Source organism: Streptomyces sp. NPDC102441 (assembly GCF_044765585.1).
GTDB lineage: Bacteria > Actinomycetota > Actinomycetes > Streptomycetales > Streptomycetaceae > Streptomyces.
On record NZ_JBIWKH010000002.1, the window covers coordinates 463,066 to 483,870 of the forward strand.

A 20,805-nucleotide genomic window follows, 5' to 3' on the forward strand; every position below is an offset into this window, starting at 1 on the left:
GCCCTCGAAGGGCTTGTTGGAGGCGCTCCTCGGCTCGGCCAGCCGGGGTGGCAGTAGGTGCGTATGCGCCCTGATGGTACGCACGCAGCCGATGGCGGTGGCCGCCGAGATGCAGTGGAACCTGATGCCACGGCGTGCCTCCGCAAGGGGCCACGGCCGAGAAGGGCTGGCGTTACCAGGCCTCTTGACCAGCGAGGTACCGGCTCCAGAAGTCGAGCTTGGGAACCGACGCGACCCGTGCCGGTCCGAAGTGTTCACCCACCTCCATGACGGTCGGTGAACTCGGATCGTGGACGGGCCATTCGGGCAGCCCGGGGCCGTTGGGGTCGCCGGTGGAGATGTAGTTCGCGAGGTAGGACGACATGGTGTCGGCCAGCTTCCGGTCTGTGCGGGTCCATCCCTGGCCGGAGGGGTAGAGGTTGCCGAAGAAGTAGGCGATCTCGGACCCGTGGTAGGCGCCACGGAGATCGTGGTCTGGTCCCGGCGGGCGGTGGGTCCAGAAGTAGGTGCGCACGGGGCGGCCGGCGCCGCGGCTCCACTCGGTTGTCCACAGGTGGGTGCTCACGCGGGAGTTGTCGCGAACGGCGTCGTTGCTGGCGAGGGCTGCCTCGTCGTCCGTGCTTGCCGGGTAGAGCGTCAGGAACTCGTCGGCGAGCGCGCCGAATTTGCGGTGGGCGGCGCTCACGTAGTCGTCGAGTGTGACGTGGACGGGCGGAGCGCCGGGGCGGTCGGGGTAACCAGCGTCGCGCCAGTAGTCGAATGCGGTCTCCGGTACCGCGCCGCTCTCGTCCAGGTTGTTGCCTGCCAGGTACCAGACGTCGTGCTGCGTACGGTGCTCATAGGCGTCGCGGTAGCCGACCGGGAGCACCCAGCCGTCGATGACCGGCCGGAACAGTGGCGGCTTGGCGACGGTTCCGGTGTCGACCGTCTCGTCCTTGAGTGTGGCGGCGTCGGTCAGCTCCTGCCACGGCACGGCGCGTAGTTCGGCCAGGGTGGTCGCGCCGTGCGAGGCGGCGTACGCGGTGCCCTGCTGTTCCGCGGTGGTCTTCTCCCGGTACGACGTCCCGAGATAGCGAAGCTCGGGGTCACCGGGGAAGCGCACCTGGCTCTCGGCGACGGCCCTCCGGAAGAGGCCCGCAGCGAGCGGGGAGATCGAGAGCAGGTCCGTGGAGCCGGCTCCGGCGGACTGGCCGCCCACGGTGACCTGGTCCGGGTCCCCGCCGAACGCCCTGATGTTGCGCCCCACCCACTTCAGTGCCGCTATCTGGTCGAGCAGACCGTAGTTGCCCGAGGCATGATGGCCGGACTCCCGGCTCAGCTCGGGGGTGGCAAGGAATCCCAGGGGGCCGAGGCGGTAGTTGATCGTCACGAAGACCACGCCTTTGCCTGCCAGCGTCGAGCCGTCGAACAGCGGGTCCGAGCCCCTGCCTCCGGAGAAGCCGCCACCGTAGAGCCACACGTACACCGGGCGCCGCTCCCCGGCGTTCGACGCGCCTGTCCAGATGTTGAGGTTCAGACAGTCCTCGCTCATGGCGAAACCGCTGCCCGCCTGCGGGGGCGCGTCGCCGAACGTGTCCGACCTGCGCACTCCTTTCCAGGCCGAAGCGGGCCGGGGCGGCTGCCAGCGGTTCTCGCCTGCGGTGGAAGCCCCGTAGGGGATCCCCTTGTAAGCCGTGACACCGTGCAGCGCGGCGGGGACTCCGGACACCAGGCCGGACTCGGTACGCACCGGCCGGTCGCCGAACGCCTGAGAGGCGGCGGCCGGTTGGGCGGCGAGGGCGCTGAGGAGTGCGCCACCGGCGGCGACGCCGGCCGTCCGCCCCAGAAAGTCCCGCCGATCCCACAGGGGGCCGTTTCCCGGGCGCGAGCTGTTGTCGTCCGGCACATGCATGCGGGTCTCCGATCTTCGAAGCGATTGAGGGCGATCAGATGCCAGAGAGGTCTTTCCACAAGGTGACGCCGATGGGTCGGCGTGGCTGTTTTCCTGGCCCTTACCCGGCCACGTCAGTGGCCGGTGCCGGAGACATGACGACTCGGAGATTGTCCGACGAGCGTTGGTGGTGAACGTAACACTGTGGTCCCGCAGCGACAAGAAGCAAGCGGGAAATTACGGCGTCGCCCTGATCGGGGGTGCTGTGCGAGTAGGGTCTGAGTGACGCCTGAGCCTCTTAATTGTCGAACAATATCGGACTCAGGGGGCTACGTATGTGTGGTCAGAGCCGCGCCTGCGGCGGACACGCTTCGGCGTGTCGTGGCGCCAGACCATCCGCGACCTCCCGGTGACTTCCTGAGCCGCTGTCTTTCCATGGGCGACGCTCGCGTATCTGTCTCCACTTGTGGGCCGGGTCGCGGAACTCCCGGTCGGGAGAGAGCGGACCGGGCGGCACCGGCCTGCGGCGGGGCGGCATGCTCAGACCTTGTCGGTCTGCCGATCTTCTGGCCCCAACTCGGTCATACGCTTGGCATATTCCCGGACGATCGCCTCGTTGGGGGCGGCGCTCTTCGCCGCCCGGTACGCCTTTGCTGCCTCGCGGGTCCGACCGAGGCGGCGCAGCGCGTCCGCGCGGACGGCGTGCAGGGCGTGGTTGCCGGTCAGCTCCTTGGGTGTTCCCAGGGCGTCGACGGCGTCCAACTGCGTCTGTGGACCGTCGCGCATTCCAAGGGCGACCGCGCGGTTGAGTGCCACGACCGGGTTCGTACGCAGGGCGAGGAGGCGGTCGTACAACGCCACGATGGCCACCCAGTCGGTTGCGGCGGCGGCCGGGGCGAGGGCGTGCTGCGCGGCGATCGCCGCCTGGAGCGCGTAGGGGCCGCCCGACGCGACCGTCTCCCGGGCCAGGCCCACGCCCTCGGACATGAGCGAGTGGTCCCAACACCTGCGGTTCTGGTGCTCCAGAGTGATCAGGCTGCCGTCCTCGTCGAGCCGGGCGGCACGCCTCGAGTGCTGGAGCAGCAGCAGCGCGAGTAATCCCCGTGCCTCCGGCTCCTCCGGCGCCTCGGCGGCGACGAGCCGGGCGAGCCGGATGGCCTCCTCGGCGAGCGGGTCGCGGATTGTGCTTCCGTCGCTGGGAGCGTATCCCTCGGTGAACACGAGGTAGATGACGGCGAGAACTCCGCCCAGCCGTTCGGCGCGTGCTCCGGGCGGCGGAACCCGGTAGGGGATCCCGGCGGCCGCGATCTTGCGCTTGGCGCGCAGGATCCGCTGCGAAACGGTGTCCTCGCTGACCAGGAAGGCGCGGGCGATCTCGCGCGTGGTGAGGCCGCCGACCGCCCGGAGGGTGAGCGCCACCCGGGATTCGAGGGGGAGCGCCGGGTGGCAGCAGGTGAACACCAGCCGCAGCCTCTCGTCTCCGGGCGGCGGCGGTTCGCGGACCGCCTCGATCGCGGCGACCTCGACAAGCTTGCCGCGCTCGGTCGTCCGGCGGCGCAGCACGTCCAGGGCGCGGTGCCGAGCGGCGGTCACCAGCCACGCTCCCGGTCTGCGCGGTACCCCGTCACGCTCCCAGGCCGGCAGAGCGCGGGTGAACGCTTCCTGCGCGCAGTCCTCGGCCAATTCCCAGTCTCCGGTGAGGCGCACGATCGTGCCGAAGACGACGCCCCACTCGCCGCGGTACGCCTCGGCGAGCGCCGCCCGGACGTCTGGCGGCCCGGTTCTCACGAGAAGTCCGTCCAGAATTCGCGCAGCTCGGCGATTCCGGATCGTGCCATGGGGCAGCGGGAAAGGTAATCGATCGCCTCCTCCCACTCACCGTCGATGAACACGATTCCGGTCACCCACTCCAGCACGTCGGCGTACGCGCCGTCGGTGACCAGCAGTTCACCTCCGCGACGACGCACGAGGGTGGCGTCCTGGACGGGACGCAGGTGCTCGCCGCCGAGGTAACGGCCGGAGGCGAGACCCTCGCGGACCCACTCGGCCACCGAGGCGGGATCAGGGATGAAGGACGGAGCGCTCGGGTCCGTCCGGAGGATCCCGAGAAAGCGCGAGGCGGGCGAGTCGCCCTCATGTGGGACGTTTTCGGTGCCCGGCCCGAGATCGAGGGGTTCAACCGGCCGGATCTCGATGCGTCCGCCGGTCGCCATCGGGTGCGAGGCGGCGACCTCGATCGCCTCGTCGAGGTCGGCGGCCTCGACGAGGTCGTACCCGGCGATCCACTCGGTCGTCTCGGTGAACGGGCCGTCGGTGACCAACACCCGGTCTCCGCGGACGCGGACCGTTCTCGTTTCGGTGACCGGCTCGAGCGGCATCCCCTCGATACGGACGCCACTGTCGCTCCACTTCTCGACCCATGCCTCCGGGTTCTCGTCTGTCGACTCTCCGGCGGGGTCGGTGGCGACGAACAACACGTACTTCATGACCGTTCTCCTTCCGAACGTTTCACGAGGACGACGAAGGGTCTTTGCGGAATCCGACAGAACGGCGAGGATTCTGTCGAAGACATCTCCCACTCGGCTCTGGCCGAGGAGCTGAGCTGCAAGTACGTGTTACTCAAACTGGGCGTTGCCCCCGACGTTGGACAAACGGGACGCTGGATCCTGGATCCTGGATCCTGGATCCAGGAGATCTGAGAGCGGACATCTCGTGGTCATGACAAACTACCCGCCGGGGTTCAAGGCGGATGCGGTCACGCTGTACGGGTCGCGGCCCGGAGCGACGCTCAGGTCGGTCGCCGACGACCGGACACCGCCCCTATGAGGCCGATAGCGGCCCCGATGGTCACGGACAGGATGTTCTCCACAGTCAGCTCCCCCCGACGTACAGCGCCGCCAGGCTACAGAGGCCACCGTAGGCGCCGCAGCTCGCCGCTGCCCCGGCCGGGGAGACGTTTCACTGGCTGCGCCGGCCAAGGGCGAGTGAGGTAAGTCCGGTGTCGAAGAGTCGGGCTGCGCGACGCCGGCCGGCTCGCCGGAGAGGATCGCCAACGCCGCTTCGACCGGCGACAGGTCCGGATCGGTCAGGATGCCCCGTTCCATGAACATCCCGGTGGCTGTGCCGGACAGCTGCCGTCACAGAAGGTCTGGCGTGCGGTCACCGATCCGGAGCTGATCCCGCCATGGACGGCCACCGGCGTCGGCGCTCGGCCGGAGGGCTTCGCTACCACGGTCGGCATCACGTTCAAGTTCCTCGCGAAACCGAAGCCCGGCTGGAACGGCATCGTGGTGTGCGAGGTGCTGGAGGGGCGCGAGCCTTCGCTGCCGACTACTACGCGAAGTGGGAGGCAGGCGGCACCACCGGTCAGGTCCACGACCTGCTGCGGGACAGGACCCGGCGCTTACACGGTCGCGCCGCGGAACCGTCGGCAGCCGTGGTGGGCCGCCCAGAGGGTGAAGACCTCGGAGAGTGTCGCCGAAGCAAGCCAGGGCATCGACGCCGGCAGAGGATCAAAGGGCGCAAGCGCCACCTGATCACTCACACCCTCGGCCTGGTCCTCGCCGTCGTCACGGCCGCCTCCGTGCACGACTCGACCGGCGGCAGGCGTCTGCTCGACGAGTTGGCCGCCACACACGATGGGTGATCGAGCGGACCTTCGGCTGGCTGATGCAGTACCGACGTCTCGCGCGGGACTGCGAGACTCTGCCTCAGAGATCCCGGGAAATGGTCCACTGGGCGATGGCTGACCAAATGAGCCGTGAACTCACTGGGGAATCCACCCCGACCTGGCGAATTCATTCCGGCGAAACAACCAACAGGTCCTGAATGGTGATCAGGTGCCCTCTGGGTCGCCAGGTGCCAAACCTGATTGCCTATCAAGCGCACACGCTTCCGCGCTGCGGATCACCCGAAACGTGGTCTGAACTCCGCACAGGACCTAGAAGTAGTGCTTGCGTCCGCCGACCTTACGCCCGCTTGCACCAAGGAGCCACAGGACAGCTCCCACCACGACAAGTACACCACCGATGGTCGTCAGCAAAGACATACCAACAAGCAGGCCGATTATGAGCAGAATGACACCGAGTAGAATCATGACAGTTCCCGTCCTCGAGTTTCGTAGGCGTGCATGAACATTCGCTTCGCAGCGACCTCGTCGCGCCCGACCCGTACAACCTGGCTCGTTTCGAATCGATAGCGGTTAGGTCTCTGCTGCGTTGATCCTCGTGCCCCGCAATATCGCGTTCATGCACATCTCAGGGTCACAACGAGATCCGGAAGCTTCACGATCGCCCTATCACGCCCTATCACGCCCTTGCACGCTTAGGTGCCGGCACCGAAGCGTGACGGGGAGGCCTGGCTGGCAAGCAGCGGCAAGGGTTTGGGCGACTGTTGCCGGGGATCTGCCCATCGCGGATATCTGACGAAGGCTCCGAGAGGGCCGTGGCCATGATCAGGTCACTTGGAAGGCCCCGACGCGCAGAGACGGTGACTAACACCCCTCTCTACGGCACGCCGAGATCGAGGAAGGCGCGTCCGCCCGAGGCCTACGGGTACCGGTACGGGTACGGGTAGGGCGCTCGGCGCGGGCCCGCAGCGATTCGATGATCTCCTTCGCCCGAGGCGTGACGGTCAAGGCGTGGTGATCAACCGGCGGATTCCCAGAAGAAGGAGGAGCAGGTGTCCCTCAGAACACTGCGAGTGCCGTACTCGCCCACGCAGACCCGGTAGGTGATCCATCCGTCCTCGGGGATGTTCATGTTGACGTCGAGCCTGGTGTTCTTGCCGTAGTGGTTCCAGTCGAGTATGTAGTCGCTCCCGCCCACATCGGAGCGCTCGTACTCCACCACAACGGAGTGCCCGTCGCCGGCGTTGTCCCAGACCAGCAGGTGGTCGCCGTCATGGACGAACGACGCCGAGCCGGCACAGCTGTTGATCCAGGTGCACTTGTCGCCGGTGTGCGGCCCGGACGTGTGCGTCACGGTGTACTCGGCCGCGGAGGCGGTGCCGGCCAGGGGGAGTACAGCCAGAACGGCCGCACAGGCGGCGCTGGAAAACGCCATGCGCTTCTTCATTGCGGTGATCCTTACGTTGATTGCGCTCACCGGTGGCTGGTCCATGGTGAGCGGGGTGGTGAGGGTGTGGAGGGCGGCGGTGACGAGGCGGCCGGTCAGTTCGGAGGCGGACCCGGTGTGCCAGGGCGCGTCGGCGGCCATGAGGCGGGCCGGGTGGTCTTCCCCACCAGTTGCAGGCGGCCAGTGATGTCGTAGCGGCCCAGCAGCAGTGCCTGGGGCATCACAGGAAACCCCGATGAGCCGCTTCGGCGGAAGTCCCTGTGGCGGACCTTCGACCAGCCACACACGCCTGGCCGGTACCGGCCCGAGCGGTGTGAGCACGTCATCTCCCTGTGCGCCTGGGCCGAGTACCGATGGGCGTCCTCGAGGAGGACGTGACCCAGGATGCGGCGCGGGATACGGACGAACAACCCCCGACTGCACATGGTCTGATAACCCCGAAGTTATCGGTGGAGACTGGGGGCATGTGATGGAGCTACGAGACATCGAGATCTTCCTGACGCTGGCCGAGGAGCTGCACTTCGGCCGGACCGCAGACCGACTGCACGTGTCACAGGCGCGAGTGAGCCAGTCGATCGCCAAGCAGGAGCGACGGATCGGCGCGAGTCTCTTCGCCCGGAGCAGCCGCAAGGTCGAGCTCACTGCCATCGGAGCTCAGCTGCGGCAAGACCTCGGTGCGGGCTACCAGCAGATACTCGACGGCACCCGCGCGGCCACCGCTGCTGCCCGCGGCACCACGAGCACGCTGACCATCGGTCTGCACGGGCCCCAGGCGCACTACTACCCGCACGTCATCGGCCTCTTCCAGGCCCGGCACCCCGAGGTCCGGCTCCGCGTGCAGGAGATCAACTTCTCGGATCCCTTCGGCCCCCTCCGGAACGGCTCGGTCCAGGTGGCGACCTCCTGGCTGCCGGTCCGTGAGCCGGATCTCACCGTTGGTCCGGTGATCGCGACCAAGCCCCTGGTCCTCATGGTGGCCGCCGATCATCCTCTTACCTCCCGCGGCAAGGTCAGCATGGAGGACGTGGCGGACTGGCCCCTTCCCTACTCCGCAGCACCCATCCCCGAGTACTGGCAGCAGACGCTCGTGCCCACCCACACCCCCCGCGGCCGGCCGATCCGGCGCGGGCCCAAGGTCTCCACGATCCAGGAAGTCGCCGCCGTAGTCGCGGCAGGCGAGGCGATCTGCCTCATCCACGGCGACGCCGCCGACTGCTACCAGTGGCCCGGTCTCCGGTACCTGCACCCGTACGACGCCCCGATGGGAACCTGGGTCCTCATCTGGCCCACGGCCGGGGAGACGGACCTTGTCCGGGCGCTCGCGCAAGCGGCACAGGACGCAGGGCCGAGCGGAAAGTGACGAGACGCCGGCGCCAGGCGCACGCGGAACATCGCAAGCGAATCGACGGAGAGGACGGGTGCGATGACTGATCACGCGGTCCGAATCAGCACCCGCGTCGGCGAGGTCAGGGCGAGGTGGAGGGGCGGTCGTGTTCGCGCTGCGCCCGGACAGCGGCAGGGCAGAAAGCCTGTATCACACCACCCCTGCCCAACGCAAAGATCGTAAGCTAATGCATCTACCGACGTGATCTTGGGGATGTTATGGGCCGCAGCCCAGCCCCCCCCACGTCAGGAGCAGATGACGCCGTGCCTTCCCCCACCGCACCGACCTCCCCCACCGCCACTCCCACCGCGCCCGGCAGTCTCCCCCTGCTCGGCCACGTGCACCGACTCGCCCGCGACCCGCTGCCGTTCATCACCTCACTGCGTGAACACGGCGGCGTCGTACGCATACGCATAGGTACCACGCCCGCCTACGTGGTCACCGACCCCGCCCTCACCCGCCGCGTGCTGGTGACGGACGCGGCGGACTTCGCCAAGGGTGGCAAGATCATCGACGCGTTGCGCGTCTTCTTCGGCGACGGCCTGGCCACCGTCGCCGATGGCGACACCCACCTACGCAACCGGCGCCTGATGCAACCCATGTTCAACAAGGCGCACATTGCCACCCGCAGCACGGCCATGATCGACCAGGTGCGCGCGCTGGTGACCGACTGGCCTGAAGACATCCCACGCGACGTGTTCGCGGACATGAACGACGTCACCCTCGCGGCCTTCCTCGTCGCCCTGTTCGGCACCGATCTTCCCGAACACCTACAGAGCGACTTCACCGCCCTCATGCCAGAGATCATGAAGGGGACGATCCGTCAGACCGTCCTCCCTTCCTGGCTGAACCGACTCCCGCTGCCCGCCAACCGAGCCCACGCCGATCGCGTCCGGCGCCTCCGTGAGCTCGTCGACCAGGCCATCGACCACCGCAAGGTCTCGGCGCCCCCGTCAGGTTCGGCAGACCAAGCAACCGAGCCTCCGGGATGCCCTCACGCCCTGCGAACTCAGCAGGAGGCCGGCCTGTTCGACACCCTGCTCAACGCGGAGGATCCACTCACGCACCAACAGCTGCAGGACGAGGCGATCACGCTCCTGACCGGAGCGATCGAGACCACCGGCGCCACCCTGGCCTGGGCGCTCTACGAGATATCCCGGAACCCCCGGATCGAAGAGCGGCTCCGGGGCGAACTCACCTCCGTGTGCGCCGACCGCCCCCTCGCTGACGGCGACCTCGACCACCTTCCCTATGCGCGACTCGTCCTGCAGGAAAGCATCCGGAAGTACGGCCCTGCGTGGATGGTGACCCGAACGGCGACGAGGGACGTCCACCTCGGCGGACACCGCATCCCTCAGGGCGCCGACGTTGTGTGGAGTCCTTACCTTCACCAGCACGACCCGGCATTCTTCCCCGAACCCGACGCCTTCGACCCGGACCGCTGGACAGCGGAGCGTGCTTCGATCACTCGCGGATCGTTCCTTGCCTTCGGCGACGGCCGGCGTAAATGCATCGGAGAGAACTTCGCCTGGTCGCAGCTTCAGATCATCCTGGCCACCATTCTCCAGACGTGGCCCCGGCTGGAACTCGTCGGCCGTCCCCCGGCAGCCCAGGCCGTGGTCACGGTCAAACCGGACACGATGGCCATGACGTACAGCCGGCAAGCCGCTGCGTAGACCCTGCCCCGACAGGCTCCCACGCGCCCGTCCTCTGCAGCCGGGCAACAGGACCACCGACGACGAACTCGTCCGCCTGGTCAAGGACTCCGGTTCGGCCCCGGCCTCGGTCTACGTCTCCTCGGCGGCCCCGCGCGCTGCGGCGCTGACCAGCCCTGTCTCGTACGCGACAATCACGGCCTGGACCCGGTCGCGGAGTCCGAGCTTGGCGAGGATGCGGGCGACGTGGGTCTTGACGGTCGTCTCGGCCAGGTGGAGGCGGGCGGCGAGCTCGGCGTTGCTCAGGCCTCGGGCCAGCAGGCCGAGGACCTCCAGCTCGCGCGGGGTGAGCGAGGCGAGGTCACGGTGGAGGGCGGCGGCGCCGCTGCCACGCTGGGCGAACCGTTGCACGAGGCGGCGGGTGATGGCCGGTGCCAGGAGGGCGTCGCCGGTACGGACCGTGCGGACGGCCGCGGCCAGGTATTCGGGGGTGACGTCCTTGAGGAGGAATCCGCTGGCCCCGGCGGACAGTGCCGCGTAGACGTAGCGGTCCAGGTCGAAGGTGGTCAGGATGATGATGTGGGGCTCGCCCGGGGTGCCGGTGAGGATGCGACGGGTGGCTTCCAGGCCGTCCATCTCGGGCATGCGGACGTCCATCAGGACCACGTCGGGACGGGTGCGGCAGACCGCCTCGACCGCTTCGCCTCCGTTGGCCGCCTCGGCGACGACGTCGATGCCGTCGGCGCCGAGGATCATCCGGAATCCGGTGCGGACCAGGGTCTGGTCGTCGGCGAGGAGGACACGCAGGGGCTCGGTCACGGTGCCTCCAGGGGGATCAGGGCCTCCACGCGGTAGCCGCCGGTCGGACGACGGCCGGTGTCCAGGGTTCCGTCGTAGACAGTGAGGCGCTCGCGCAGGCCGATCAGCCCCCGGCCGTTTCCGGTGGCCGCGCCCGCGTGTCCTCCGGTGGCGGCGCCCGCGTGTCCTCCGGTGTCGGTGACCTCCACCCGCAGCTGGTCCGGACCGTATTCGACGGTCACGGCGGCGGTGGCTCCGGTGGCGTGCTTCACGGCGTTGGTCAGGGCTTCCTGCACTACGCGGTAGGCAGCCAGTTCGACGCCGGGCGGGAGTGAGCAGGGCCGGCCGGCCACGGTCAGGTCGACCTGGAGCCCGGTGTCCCGTACCCGCCCGACCAGCGTTTCCAGCTGGCCCAGGCCGGGTTGCGGGGCCGGTACCGCCGCCGAACCGTCCACGCCCGTCACCTCACTCTCGTCGGCCATGGTGAGTAGTCCCATGACGTGGCGCAGTTCGGTCATGGCCGCTCGCCCACCCGCCTCGACGGCGAGCAGTGCCTCGCCGGCCTGCTCGGGGGAGGATTTCATGATCTTGCGGGCTGCACCCGCCTGGATGGTCATCACGCTGACGTTGTGCGTGACGACGTCGTGCAGTTCGCGGGCGATCCTGGCCCGCTCGTGCTCGACGGCCCGGCGCAGCGCCTCGGCCTGTTCGCGTTCCAGGGCGGAGAGCCGAGTATGCCCATCGTCGGTGCGGAGTTTCCAGGTACGCAGGCCGACCGCGGCCACGGCCATCGGGACCAGGATCAGCAGGGCGATGTATTGGTTGGGGACGATCGGGGTCACCGAATTGCCCGAGGCGCTGACCAAGAGGACTGACGTCGGCAGTGCCGCCAGGGTCGCCGACCGGTACGGGCTGTACACGGCGGCGCTGTAGACGGCGATGACGAACGCGTAGAAGGTCAGCCGCAGGACGCTCTGCGGTGTCGCCAGTGTCGCGGCCGTCACGACGCACAGCACGGCGAGCGGATAGCGGCGCCGCAGCACCAGGGCGCCCGAGGCGATGAACGCGAGGGTCACCATGAAGGCCATGCCGCCGGGTCCGTTCGGGCGCGTCATGACGCGCTCCACGCCGGGTGCGATCTCCCGCACCACCACGTTGTCGGCGTTGTCGATGCCGTAGTAGACGGTGGCGATACCGATCGTCAGCGCCACCAGCACGTCGAACTGCCAGGCGCGCCTGGCGGGCCGGAGAGGTGGACCGCCGGAGCGCCAGAGGTCGCGGACCGACCGACGCGCGGCTTCCTGAAGCCGCTCCAGCCCCGTACGCACGTTCATCACCGGTTCATTGTTGCTGCCACACGGACCGGCGGAGTCCGCCTTGGCGGTCATTTCCGTCGCACCGGATACATCACCCGCCTACATCGCAGGGATGACGATTCCGGGGGCTCATCCCGGCGAGGTACCGCAATGGGTTCGAGCGGGCGATGTGTGACAGCTGGTCCCGCTCCTAACGTGCAGGAAACCAACTGCCGTGCCCGAGGAGCCGTTTCATGACCATGCCGGTGATCGAACTGTCTGAGGTGGGCCGCCGCCACGACGGCCCGCCCGCATCGAGTGGAGAACGGACGAACTCGTGAACCCTGCACTCCTCCGCCGTGGCCTCACCATCGCTACCGCACTGCTCACGCTCGCCGTCGGCCTGGGCGGACCTCCTGCCGCGGCGGCCGACGGCCCGGACAGCGCACCGTATCTGCCCGGACCGACCGGGCCCCGTGCCGTCGGCACCACGTCCCTGCACCTCACGGACGACTCCCGCCCCGATCCCTGGGCTCCGGGGGCCGACGCGCGCGAACTCATGGTCTCCCTGTGGTATCCGACGGCCTCGCCGAACGGACGACGGGCGCAGTACATGACGCCGACGGAGTCGGAACTGCTTCTCGAGGAAGGGGGCATCACCGGTGTGCCGTCGGACGTGCTGAGCACGGTTCGAACCAATGCCTTCACCGACGCCCGGCCGGCAGGGCGCGTGGGCGGTCTGCCACTGGTCGTGCTCTCACCGGGCTTCTCCAAGCCGCGCACCACGCTGACCACCCTCGCCGAGGAACTCGCGAGCCACGGCTACATCGTGGCCGCGATCGACCACACCTACGAAAGTGTCGCCACCACCTTCCCGGACGGCCGGGTCGCTACCTGCGCCGCCTGCGAGGTCCCGCATGACGAAGCGTTCTGGAACCGGCTGGTCGCAGGCAGGGCCGCCGACGTCTCCTTCGTACTGGAGGAACTGACCGGAGCGCACGCGAGATGGGTCGGCGCCCGGCTTGTCGACCCGTCACGGATCGCGATGGCGGGCCACTCCGTCGGCGGTGCGAGCGCCGTCACCTCCATGCTGGCCGACCCCCGGGTGCGCGCGGGCATCGACATCGACGGCACGACCCAGATCCCGATCCCGGACAGCGGCCTGTCCCGGCCGTTCCTCCTGCTCGGCAGGCAGAACCAGTACAGCCCGGGCAGTGGTGACGGCGCCGTCGCCACCTGGGAACGCGACTGGCAACGCCTGACAGGGTGGAAGCGGTGGCTCGTGGTGGAAGGAGCCGAACACGCCTCGTTCACCGACGTCGGACTGCTGGCCGAGCAGCTGGGGATCGGCATCGGTGCCGACCTGCCGGCTGCCCGCGCCGCGGAGATCGTCCGCAGGTACACCCGCGCTTTCCTCGACCTGCACCTGCGCCACCGGCCGCAACCCCTCCTGGACAAGCCGTCCACGCGCTACCCGCAGGTCCATCCCTGCACCCCGGAGACGGGCATCTGCGTCTGAGATCTGTCCGGTGGTTCATGTGCCGGGCGGGATTCAGGTCGCGCGACAGTGCGAGTACCGAGGAAGGCGTAGTGCAGAAGAGGCCTGCCGACAACGGGGCAGATGTGCAGCGTTTGAAAAGGCTCGGACGGTAAAGACGGTGCATTAACACAGGCCTTATACGACGAGGTAGGAGACGCATCATGGGCATCATCGCCTGGATCTTCATCGGGTTGCTCGCCGGCGTCATCGCCAAGGCACTCCTGCCGGGCAAGGACCCCGGCGGCATCATCATCACGATGCTCATCGGCATCGCGGGAGGCCTTCTCGGCGGCTGGCTCGGCAAGGTCATCTTCGGAGTCGACTCCATCGACGGCTTCTTCGACCTGTCCACCTGGATCGCCGCCATCGTCGGCTCCATCATCCTCCTGGTCCTGTACCGGGTCATCACCGGCAATCGACACTCCCGTCACGCCTGACACCCGCGTCCACGCGGACCGCATGCGCTGAAACGGCTCCCCCTCTGCTCGATGGGGGAGCCGTTTGACGTCGTGGAAGATCGGGTGCCGGGCGTGGGTCAGCGGTGGTGGCCGTGCAGGCGGGCGCGCAGGAGGTTGGGGTCCTTCTGCGTGGTGTAGGCGGCGCTGAGGACGTACACCTCCTTGCCGCGCAGGGCGACGGAGGTGGGGTTCTGAAGTCCGTCGCCGGAGTCCAGAACGGTGGTGCTGGTGCCGTCGGGCTGGATGCTCACGACCTTGCTGGGGGCGTTGAGGGTGGCGAGCACCTCGTTGCCTCGACCGGTGAAGGCGAAGTCGTCGATGCCGACCAGGCCCGTTGCCTTCACCTGCGGTGCTCCCGCCCGGTTTCCGTGGCGGATCGGGATGCGCAGGAGGGTGCCCTTGTCGAGGTTGGTCACCCACAGGGCGCCGTTGTGTACCTTCGCGCCGTTGGCTCCGAGGAAGCCGGTCGAGGCAAACTCGGATGCGGTCGACCAGGTGGTGGGCCGGCCCCCGGAAAGGGGGACGGTCGACACGGTGCCGAGCACCGAGTCGGTGATGTAGAGCCGCTTGGAGTGCCGGTCCAGCGCCAGACCGTTGGGCAGGCCGTTCGCGGGCAGCGCGGCGATGCGCTTGGGGGCCTTGCCAGGGGCCAGCCGCCACAGGCCCGTCAGGTCGGCGGTGCCGGTCGCGTACAGCACGTACGTGGCGCCGTCAGCGTGGACGATGCCGGTGGCCAGAGGGAAGCCGAGGGCGGGGGTCTTGACTCCGCCGTCGGCGGGCGCGGGCAGGGTCGCCAGGATGCGGGTGTTGCCCCGAGGGGTGATCTGGGCGACTTGGCGGCTGCCGGCGAAGGTGACGTAGGCCGTGCCGTCGGGCAACAGGGCGATGTTCTCCGGCATCTGGCCCGCCGCCAGGTCGAAGTGCTTGGCGATTCGAACGTCGCTCAGGAGCCCCTGAGCAGCTGCGGTGCTGTGGACGGTCGGTGCCGCAGAGGTCCCCGCTGCGGTGCTGTGGGCAGGCGGCGCGGCATGGGTCGTCGCCGGTGCCGCCTGGGCGGACATGAGCGCGGCGGAAGCGGTAGCGGCCATCAGGGCGACCGCAGTAATGATCTTGCGGCTTCGTCGGGTGATTCGGTGGGACACGGGTTCCTTCACTTCGCTGGTTCTGGGCAGGCTGGAGCCGCGATGCGGCGATGCCGTGCTGATGGTGGTCGAGAGGGGTGATCGAAGGGGGTTCAGGTGGTGGGGGTCCCCGCGTCAGCGTCCTTGCGCGGGGAGACCGCTTCCCGAGGCGCGGTGCCGTGGGCGAGCAGCTTCAGGGATGTCGCGGAGGGGGACCCCGGGGCGGCCGTGGCGATCACCACGGCCGGTCCGCTTCCTTGCGGACTCTGGAGTGTCTGCTGGGTGACGGTCAGGGTTCCGACCGTGGGGTGGTGCATCTCGTAGTCGGCGACATCACAGGCCAGGATCCGGTGATCGGCCCACATGGTGGCGAACTCCGGGCTGCGCATGATCAGTTCGCCGACGAGCCCGGCCAGCAGAGGGTCCTGCGGGTGCCGGCCGGCGGTGATGCGCAGGTTGCCGACCACGGACTTGGCCTTGGTGGGCCAGTCTGTATAGAGGTCGCGGGTGTGAGCGTCGAGGAACACCAGCTTGGCCATGTTCGGCCGTCGCCCGGGTTCGTCGGGGCTGCCCCGGTCGAGATGACCGGCGAACAACGCGTGACCCTGCGTGTTCCAGGCCAGAACGTCGCTACGGAGGCCCATGACGATGGCGGGGGTGCCTTCGAGAGCTGCCAGCAACGCGCTGGTGGCCGGGGTGATGCGCTCGGGACGGGGGCGTGGTGCGGCTCTGCCCCGCTTCGGTGCACGGGCAAGCTCGTGCAGATGGGCCCGCTCGGACTCGTCCAGACGCAGGGCGGTCGCGATGGCATCGAGTACCTCGCGCGAGGCGTTGCGTGACTGGCCCTGCTCGAGCCGGGCGTAGTACGGCGCGCTGATGCCCGCGAGCATCGCCAGCTCCTCCCTTCGCAGCCCCGGCACCCGGCGCCGCTCGCCGTAGGTCTGCAACCCGACATCCTCGGGATGCAGAAGGCCCCGGCGTGCCTGGAGGAAGTCGGCGAGCTGCCCGTGCTTGTTCATGAGATGGAGTATGTGCGGCACCGCCGAACCGCGCCTCACCCTGCTGGGGTACGGATCCACAGGGTCTGGCTGCTTCCCGCACCGGCCCCCAGAGTGAGCCGTACACCCCCTCTGTTGCCTTCACCTTTAGGAGACCCGGTGACCACTACTACGTCCGAGAACATCGCCCCCGCCCCGCACAGTCCGCTGGCCGGCCTCGACCTGGCACCCTTCACCTTCACCAGGCGGTGCTGGGTCGACCTGACGCCGGACTCCGTATATCAACTGATCAGCGACGTGTCCCTGATCGATACGTGGAGCCCGAGCGCCAGCGCCGTGAGTTACGAGCCGGGGGAGGGCCCGTGGGTCGGCGCACGGTTCAGCGGACGCAATCGCCGCGACGGACGTGAATGGGTCACCCACTCCGAAGTGGTCCAGGCGGATCCGGGTTCCGCGTTCGCCTTCGTCGTCGGCGGAGCCGAGCAGGGCATCGTCCGCTGGGACTGGCACTTCTGCAAACAGGGCGCCGGGAGCATCGTCCAGCAGACCTGGCGACTGCTGCGGACCGACCCGGTCCTGGGCGACACACCCGAAGACCTCCACGCCCTGCGGGACCACATGGCGAACAGCGCGGAGGCCACCCTGCTCTCCCTGGCGGAGTGGATCGCGGGCCACCGCACCGAGTAGTGGCCGCCTCCGGTCCAGAGTCGGGCACGGTGGCAGTTCATGGCCTCGGAAGCTGTCCTCCTTCGCGCGATCCCGGTAGTTGAGCCCGCTGCAGAAGGCTCGCGCGTTCGGGAGCACGGGGGATGTGACGGGGCCGTCGGCCGGGCGGGCGGGAGAGGTGTCCCGCCCGGGCGGGAGAGGTGTCCCGCCAGGTGGGCCCAGAAGTCCGCGAGTGGGGCGATGACGCGACCCCGCCTCGTGTTCGGCCAGGGACGCGACCTCCACGGTGGAGTCGCCGTGCGCTCGCGCGGCACCTCGAACCGCTGGATGGGGCCGGGCCGGCGGGCCGCACTCTTGGCCCTCTACTGATGCCTGGACGCCGGTTGGGCCGTAACCACCTCCGCGCAGACCAGGGAGGTCGCCGTTCTTCGGTGCTGGTTGCCCCGTTACCGGCCCCATCGCCAGGACTCTATGCGATGGCTCTGACATCCCAGCCGGACCTTGAAGACCGAGCTGGGCACCTGTTTCTGATCCCCGGTTCTGAGTAGAAGGACATCGAGATGGATCAGGCCCGCGCGATCCTGAGATCCGGCACCACACCGCCGCAGTCGGTGCGACTCGAAGCGCGGTAGATCGCTCTCTCGACCAGGTTGCCGCCGGGATCAGCCGAGCGGGTTCGTGGTGTCGCGCAGGGTGGCAAGGGCGGGGGCGTACATGCGGGACTTGATCGTCCCGAGGGTGTCGCCGGCCTTGTTGACCTGCGCCTGGGCGATCTCGATCGCGGTGGAGCGCACGGCTTCCTCGGCGACCGCCTGGTCGACGATGCCGGCGGCCGCGGCGTCGGCGCCGCCGTAGCGGTGGGCGGTGAGCATGGCCTGGTGCGCGGTCTGCGGTGCCAGGCGGGACTGGACGAGGGCGGCCATGCCGGGGGTGAAGGGGATGTTGATGTCCGCTTCGGGCAGGCACCAGTAGCCGCGGTCGGCGCGCATCACACGGAAGTCGTGGGCGAGGGAGAACATCGCGCCGGCGGCGAAGGTGTGTCCCTGCAGCGAGGCCACCGTGATGACCGGCAGCGACAGCATCCGTGCGAACAGCTCGTGGACGGAGACGACGTAATCCTGGTGCTGGTCGGCGTGGGCGAACAGCCAGTCCAGGTCGAGCCCGTTGGAGTAGAACTTACCGGTGGCGGCGGTGACCAGGGCGCGGGGGCCCTCCGCCTTCTCCACCTCGTCGAGCGCGGCACTGACGGCGGCGAGCCAGTCGGGATGGAAACGGTTCTCTCCGTCGCCTAGGTCGAGGACGAAGACGTTGTCGTGGCGGTCGAGCGAGGGCATGGCGACTCCTTCGAGCTGAGCTGATCAGGTGAAGTGGCTGCGGACTACGACGGGGCCGGGTTTCTGTACTGGGGCGGTCGCGCAGGGCGTGGAGGAGCAGACCGTGGATCTCTGCGGCGTCCGCGTCGATCGGAGCGGTGTCTGCCCGGCCCGGCACATGATCACCGCGCCTTCGACCGCGGCGACGGTGGAGGCGCCGACAAGCGAACTACTTGCCAGTAACTTATGTGGTGGGCCAGAGAACACGCAAGAGGGGCTACGCGTTCTCCGAGGGCATTCTGCGTGCGGCGAACGCGAGCGCCAGGGCCGGACCGTCCTGGAGGAGGGCCCGGCCTTTCCCTGCCTCGCACCACGCCGTCGGCGACCGCCTTCCGGTGCACGCGGTCATGGGCTCACCTTCGCTGCGACAGGTCAGCACCTCATCACCCGGGGGGCGACGCGGTTCACCTTCGCGCGGGGAGGTCCGGCTGGGTGCCCAGTGCGTCACAGACCTGCTGGGCACGCACCTGGGCCCGCGTGAAGGCGCGTACGGCCCGGGCGAGTTCAGCCATAGTGGTGTCGTCGTGCGGGTCGATCCGGCCGCGGAGGTCCGCTTGGCAGGTGCGCCCCGTCGCGATGTCCGTGCGTGCGCGGGTCAGCAGGGCGTGGAGCCGTGCCTCGTCGGGCCGCCCCCCGGAGAGGTCGGCTGCCAGAGTCTCCGCCCGGGCCAGTCGACGGACCGCTTCGTGTTCGGCCGCCCCCATCAGATCCCGGGGCCGGTCGGTGAGGGAGAGTTCCCAGAAGGCGTTGGTCTCGTCGAAGTAGTAGTAGCCATGGCTCGGTTCGCGCACCTGCAGGAAGCGGCCGGTGGGGCCGACGCAGGCGCGGTAGACGCCGTCCCCATTGCTCGATGGACGTATCACCGCGGTGAAGGCGTTGCCGCGGTGGGCGGCCGAGCACTCCCACTCCTCGCCCTCGTCCCAGCGTTGCTGCACGGCACGGTCGTCGCCCTCGGGGACGCGCCCGCTCGTGGAGTAGACGTCGTGCATGTACGGGAGGTCGATGTGGCCGTACCCCTCCATCAGACGACGGTAGAGGTAGCGATTGCGTCCCGCGCTGTTCTTCGTGGACAGCCTCGCGGCCGTGGTCACCGGATCCGTCGTCCCGCTGTCCGACGCACGCGTGAGATGCCAGCCGGCAGTCCTGCTGTACCGGAAATCGGCCTCGTGGACGGCGGCCCAGCTGCCCGGGTCCTCACTGAGCGGATTGTTGTTCGCGTAAAGGACGTCGTGGGCGGCTCCGTGCTCGTCATAGGTGGCTTCGCGCATGATCGGCCGGGGGGAGTCCGGAGAACCGGCGCGCTCCTCGATGGCGACGCCGTAGCGGGCGTCGGCGAAGAACCCGCCCGCCGTACCGAGAATCCGTGCAGGATCCCCGACCGGCAGGGCCAGCATCATGTCCCGTGCGCCTACGGCCGAATCGGCGTACTGGAGGGCGTGGAAGGTCGATGCGCCCCGCCTCACCCCGTAGCCCCATTCGTCCTTCGGGCCGCCTCCGGCGCTGCCGCCGTCCAGTTGCTGTCCGCCGTGATGAACGTAGGCCACGCCCTTGTCGTTCATCCCAGGATGTCCGGCCATGTGGAAACGGCCCAGCACCGGAATGGACCCGTTGGCCGAGAAGGGGGTGTAGATGAACCTGTTGCCCTCGTCGGGAAAGGCCACGATCGTGGCCTGGTAGGTGCAGTCGTGGTCGGTCGTTGAGCCGGCTATGAGGCTTCCGTCGGACGTCCCCGCCCCCCAGGCGGCGCCACCGCTGCACAGGTCGGAGAGCTCGCGCAGTGCCGCCTCACCGCTGCGGGACCCGAGGTAGGCGGAGACCCCCGCCCCGTCGTCGGCGCCGAGTCCGGCCCCCATGTGCAGATAGTCCCGTGCCGGCGGGGCGTATCCGGTCCAGATGGCCAATGCCTGTGCCCGTGTCAGCGGAACTCCGGCTTCGGCGGCGCCTTCCGACCAGCCACGTGCGAAGTCGAGTATCTCCGGCATGGACTTCCGGAGCTGTTCTGCCCACTGGGCGAGTTCAGCCGTGTCGGTCTCGCTCGTCGCGCGCGCCGCGAGACGTTCGAAGATCCACCTCCCGTAGATCTCGACGACCTGCTTGGCGTACTGCCTGCCCATGTCACGGCTGGAGCCTCCCAGAACGACCACGGGGCACAGGGTCGGCACCATCGGTACGCCGTCGTAGAAGGCGATCTCGGTGCCTCGGCCGGTCAGCCGGGGGCTCTTGGGGTGGGCTGCCTCGTGGCCGTCACGGCACATCCGGACGACCTGCTCGGCGCGTTCGGTGACCGTGCGGAACCGTCCGGCGATGTCAGCGAGCGTGACCTCGGGGGAGCGGGCCGCGAAATCGGCGTAGGTGCCTGTGATGCTTCCCAGATGCCACTTCGCCCAGTAGAGGTCCGCCAGTACCGGGTCGACGGCGGCAAGCGCCGCGGCCCGGCCGGTGTGACGTGGGTCCAGGCCGGCGATCGCGCGGTGCGCGGAATGGACCGCGTAGTGGGCATCCGACTGGAGGGCGGACAGGGTGCGTATTCCGGCGCTGTCCGCCGGGATTACATGACGAGCCACGAGGTTTC

The 20,805-nt window shown here is 68.8% G+C and carries 17 protein-coding genes and 1 pseudogene; 8 read left to right on the top strand and 10 right to left on the bottom strand.

Going from position 1 to position 20,805, the window contains the following annotated elements; genetic code table 11:
* Positions 1–172: 172 nt before the first annotated feature.
* The 3 genes from ACIREO_RS05645 to ACIREO_RS05655 all read right to left on the bottom strand — a co-directional run bounded on the left by ACIREO_RS05645 (position 173) and on the right by ACIREO_RS05655 (position 4,356).
* Entirely contained in the window at positions 173–1,891 is a 1,719-nt protein-coding gene (locus ACIREO_RS05645) for a carboxylesterase/lipase family protein (protein WP_404105429.1), read from the bottom strand.
* A gap of 519 nt (positions 1,892–2,410) precedes the next feature.
* Entirely contained in the window at positions 2,411–3,658 is a 1,248-nt protein-coding gene (locus ACIREO_RS05650) for an RNA polymerase sigma factor (protein WP_404105431.1), read from the bottom strand.
* Complete coding sequence (locus ACIREO_RS05655; RefSeq protein ID WP_404105434.1) at positions 3,655–4,356, bottom strand: YciI family protein; 702 nt, start codon at positions 4,354–4,356, stop codon at positions 3,655–3,657. Before ACIREO_RS05655 ends, ACIREO_RS05650 begins: the two co-directional genes overlap by 4 nt.
* 698 nt (positions 4,357–5,054) lie before the next feature.
* Between ACIREO_RS05655 and ACIREO_RS05660 the strand changes: the two are divergent.
* Both ACIREO_RS05660 and ACIREO_RS05665 read left to right on the top strand, forming a co-directional pair.
* Positions 5,055–5,419: pseudogene (locus ACIREO_RS05660) on the top strand (hypothetical protein); the annotation flags it as partial.
* The gene (locus ACIREO_RS05665) at positions 5,342–5,698 is read left to right on the top strand and encodes a transposase (protein ID WP_404105437.1); all 357 of its coding nucleotides are present in this window, start codon (positions 5,342–5,344) and stop codon (positions 5,696–5,698) included. The pseudogene ACIREO_RS05660 and the gene ACIREO_RS05665, both read left to right, overlap by 78 nt.
* Before the next feature lie 818 nt (positions 5,699–6,516).
* Here ACIREO_RS05665 and ACIREO_RS05670 read toward each other — a convergent pair.
* Positions 6,517–7,086: a hypothetical protein gene (locus tag ACIREO_RS05670; protein ID WP_404105438.1), complete on the bottom strand. Its 570-nt coding sequence runs from the start codon at positions 7,084–7,086 to the stop codon at positions 6,517–6,519.
* A gap of 328 nt (positions 7,087–7,414) precedes the next feature.
* On the opposite strand from ACIREO_RS05670, the gene ACIREO_RS05675 reads away from it, so the two are divergent.
* Positions 7,415–8,305, top strand: coding sequence for a LysR substrate-binding domain-containing protein (locus tag ACIREO_RS05675; protein ID WP_404105755.1), 891 nt, complete (start codon positions 7,415–7,417; stop codon positions 8,303–8,305).
* A gap of 287 nt (positions 8,306–8,592) precedes the next feature.
* On the top strand, positions 8,593–10,005 hold the full coding sequence (locus ACIREO_RS05680) for a cytochrome P450 (protein ID WP_404105441.1): 1,413 nt from the start codon (positions 8,593–8,595) through the stop codon (positions 10,003–10,005).
* Between the two features lie 111 nt (positions 10,006–10,116).
* Here ACIREO_RS05680 and ACIREO_RS05685 read toward each other — a convergent pair whose 3' ends face one another.
* Both ACIREO_RS05685 and ACIREO_RS05690 read right to left on the bottom strand, forming a co-directional pair.
* Positions 10,117–10,803, bottom strand: a complete 687-nt coding sequence (locus tag ACIREO_RS05685; RefSeq protein WP_404105444.1) for a response regulator — start codon at positions 10,801–10,803, stop codon at positions 10,117–10,119.
* Positions 10,800–12,116, bottom strand: coding sequence for a sensor histidine kinase (locus ACIREO_RS05690; RefSeq protein WP_404105447.1), 1,317 nt, complete (start codon positions 12,114–12,116; stop codon positions 10,800–10,802). The genes ACIREO_RS05685 and ACIREO_RS05690 overlap by 4 nt, the downstream gene beginning before the upstream one ends.
* Positions 12,117–12,414: 298 nt before the next feature.
* Here ACIREO_RS05690 and ACIREO_RS05695 point away from each other — a divergent pair, with 298 nt between their 5' ends.
* Both ACIREO_RS05695 and ACIREO_RS05700 read left to right on the top strand, forming a co-directional pair.
* A complete protein-coding gene (locus ACIREO_RS05695) occupies positions 12,415–13,596 on the top strand; it encodes an alpha/beta hydrolase family protein (RefSeq protein WP_404105449.1) in 1,182 nt (393 codons plus the stop codon).
* A 182-nt stretch (positions 13,597–13,778) separates the two neighbouring features.
* Positions 13,779–14,054 (top strand): GlsB/YeaQ/YmgE family stress response membrane protein, encoded by a 276-nt coding sequence (locus ACIREO_RS05700; RefSeq protein ID WP_404105452.1) that lies wholly within the window; start codon positions 13,779–13,781, stop codon positions 14,052–14,054.
* Positions 14,055–14,152: 98 nt separating this feature from the next.
* On the opposite strand, the gene ACIREO_RS05705 is transcribed toward ACIREO_RS05700, so the two are convergent.
* Together ACIREO_RS05705 and ACIREO_RS05710 are read right to left on the bottom strand one after the other, a co-directional pair.
* Positions 14,153–15,217 (bottom strand): hypothetical protein, encoded by a 1,065-nt coding sequence (locus tag ACIREO_RS05705; RefSeq protein ID WP_404105455.1) that lies wholly within the window; start codon positions 15,215–15,217, stop codon positions 14,153–14,155.
* Positions 15,218–15,309: 92 nt separating this feature from the next.
* The gene (locus ACIREO_RS05710; RefSeq protein WP_404105458.1) at positions 15,310–16,215 is read right to left on the bottom strand and encodes a helix-turn-helix domain-containing protein; all 906 of its coding nucleotides are present in this window, start codon (positions 16,213–16,215) and stop codon (positions 15,310–15,312) included.
* A gap of 138 nt (positions 16,216–16,353) precedes the next feature.
* On the opposite strand from ACIREO_RS05710, the gene ACIREO_RS05715 reads away from it, so the two are divergent.
* Both ACIREO_RS05715 and ACIREO_RS05720 read left to right on the top strand, forming a co-directional pair.
* A complete protein-coding gene (locus ACIREO_RS05715) occupies positions 16,354–16,881 on the top strand; it encodes an SRPBCC family protein (protein ID WP_404105461.1) in 528 nt (175 codons plus the stop codon).
* Between the two features lie 219 nt (positions 16,882–17,100).
* Positions 17,101–17,229 (top strand): hypothetical protein, encoded by a 129-nt coding sequence (locus ACIREO_RS05720; protein ID WP_404105464.1) that lies wholly within the window; start codon positions 17,101–17,103, stop codon positions 17,227–17,229.
* Positions 17,230–17,522: 293 nt separating this feature from the next.
* Here the strand turns inward: ACIREO_RS05720 and ACIREO_RS05725 are convergent, their stop codons facing one another.
* Positions 17,523–18,194 (bottom strand): enoyl-CoA hydratase-related protein, encoded by a 672-nt coding sequence (locus ACIREO_RS05725; protein ID WP_404105467.1) that lies wholly within the window; start codon positions 18,192–18,194, stop codon positions 17,523–17,525.
* A 443-nt stretch (positions 18,195–18,637) separates the two neighbouring features.
* The gene (locus ACIREO_RS05730; protein ID WP_404105470.1) at positions 18,638–20,797 is read right to left on the bottom strand and encodes a hypothetical protein; all 2,160 of its coding nucleotides are present in this window, start codon (positions 20,795–20,797) and stop codon (positions 18,638–18,640) included.
* Positions 20,798–20,805: the final 8 nt, after the last annotated feature.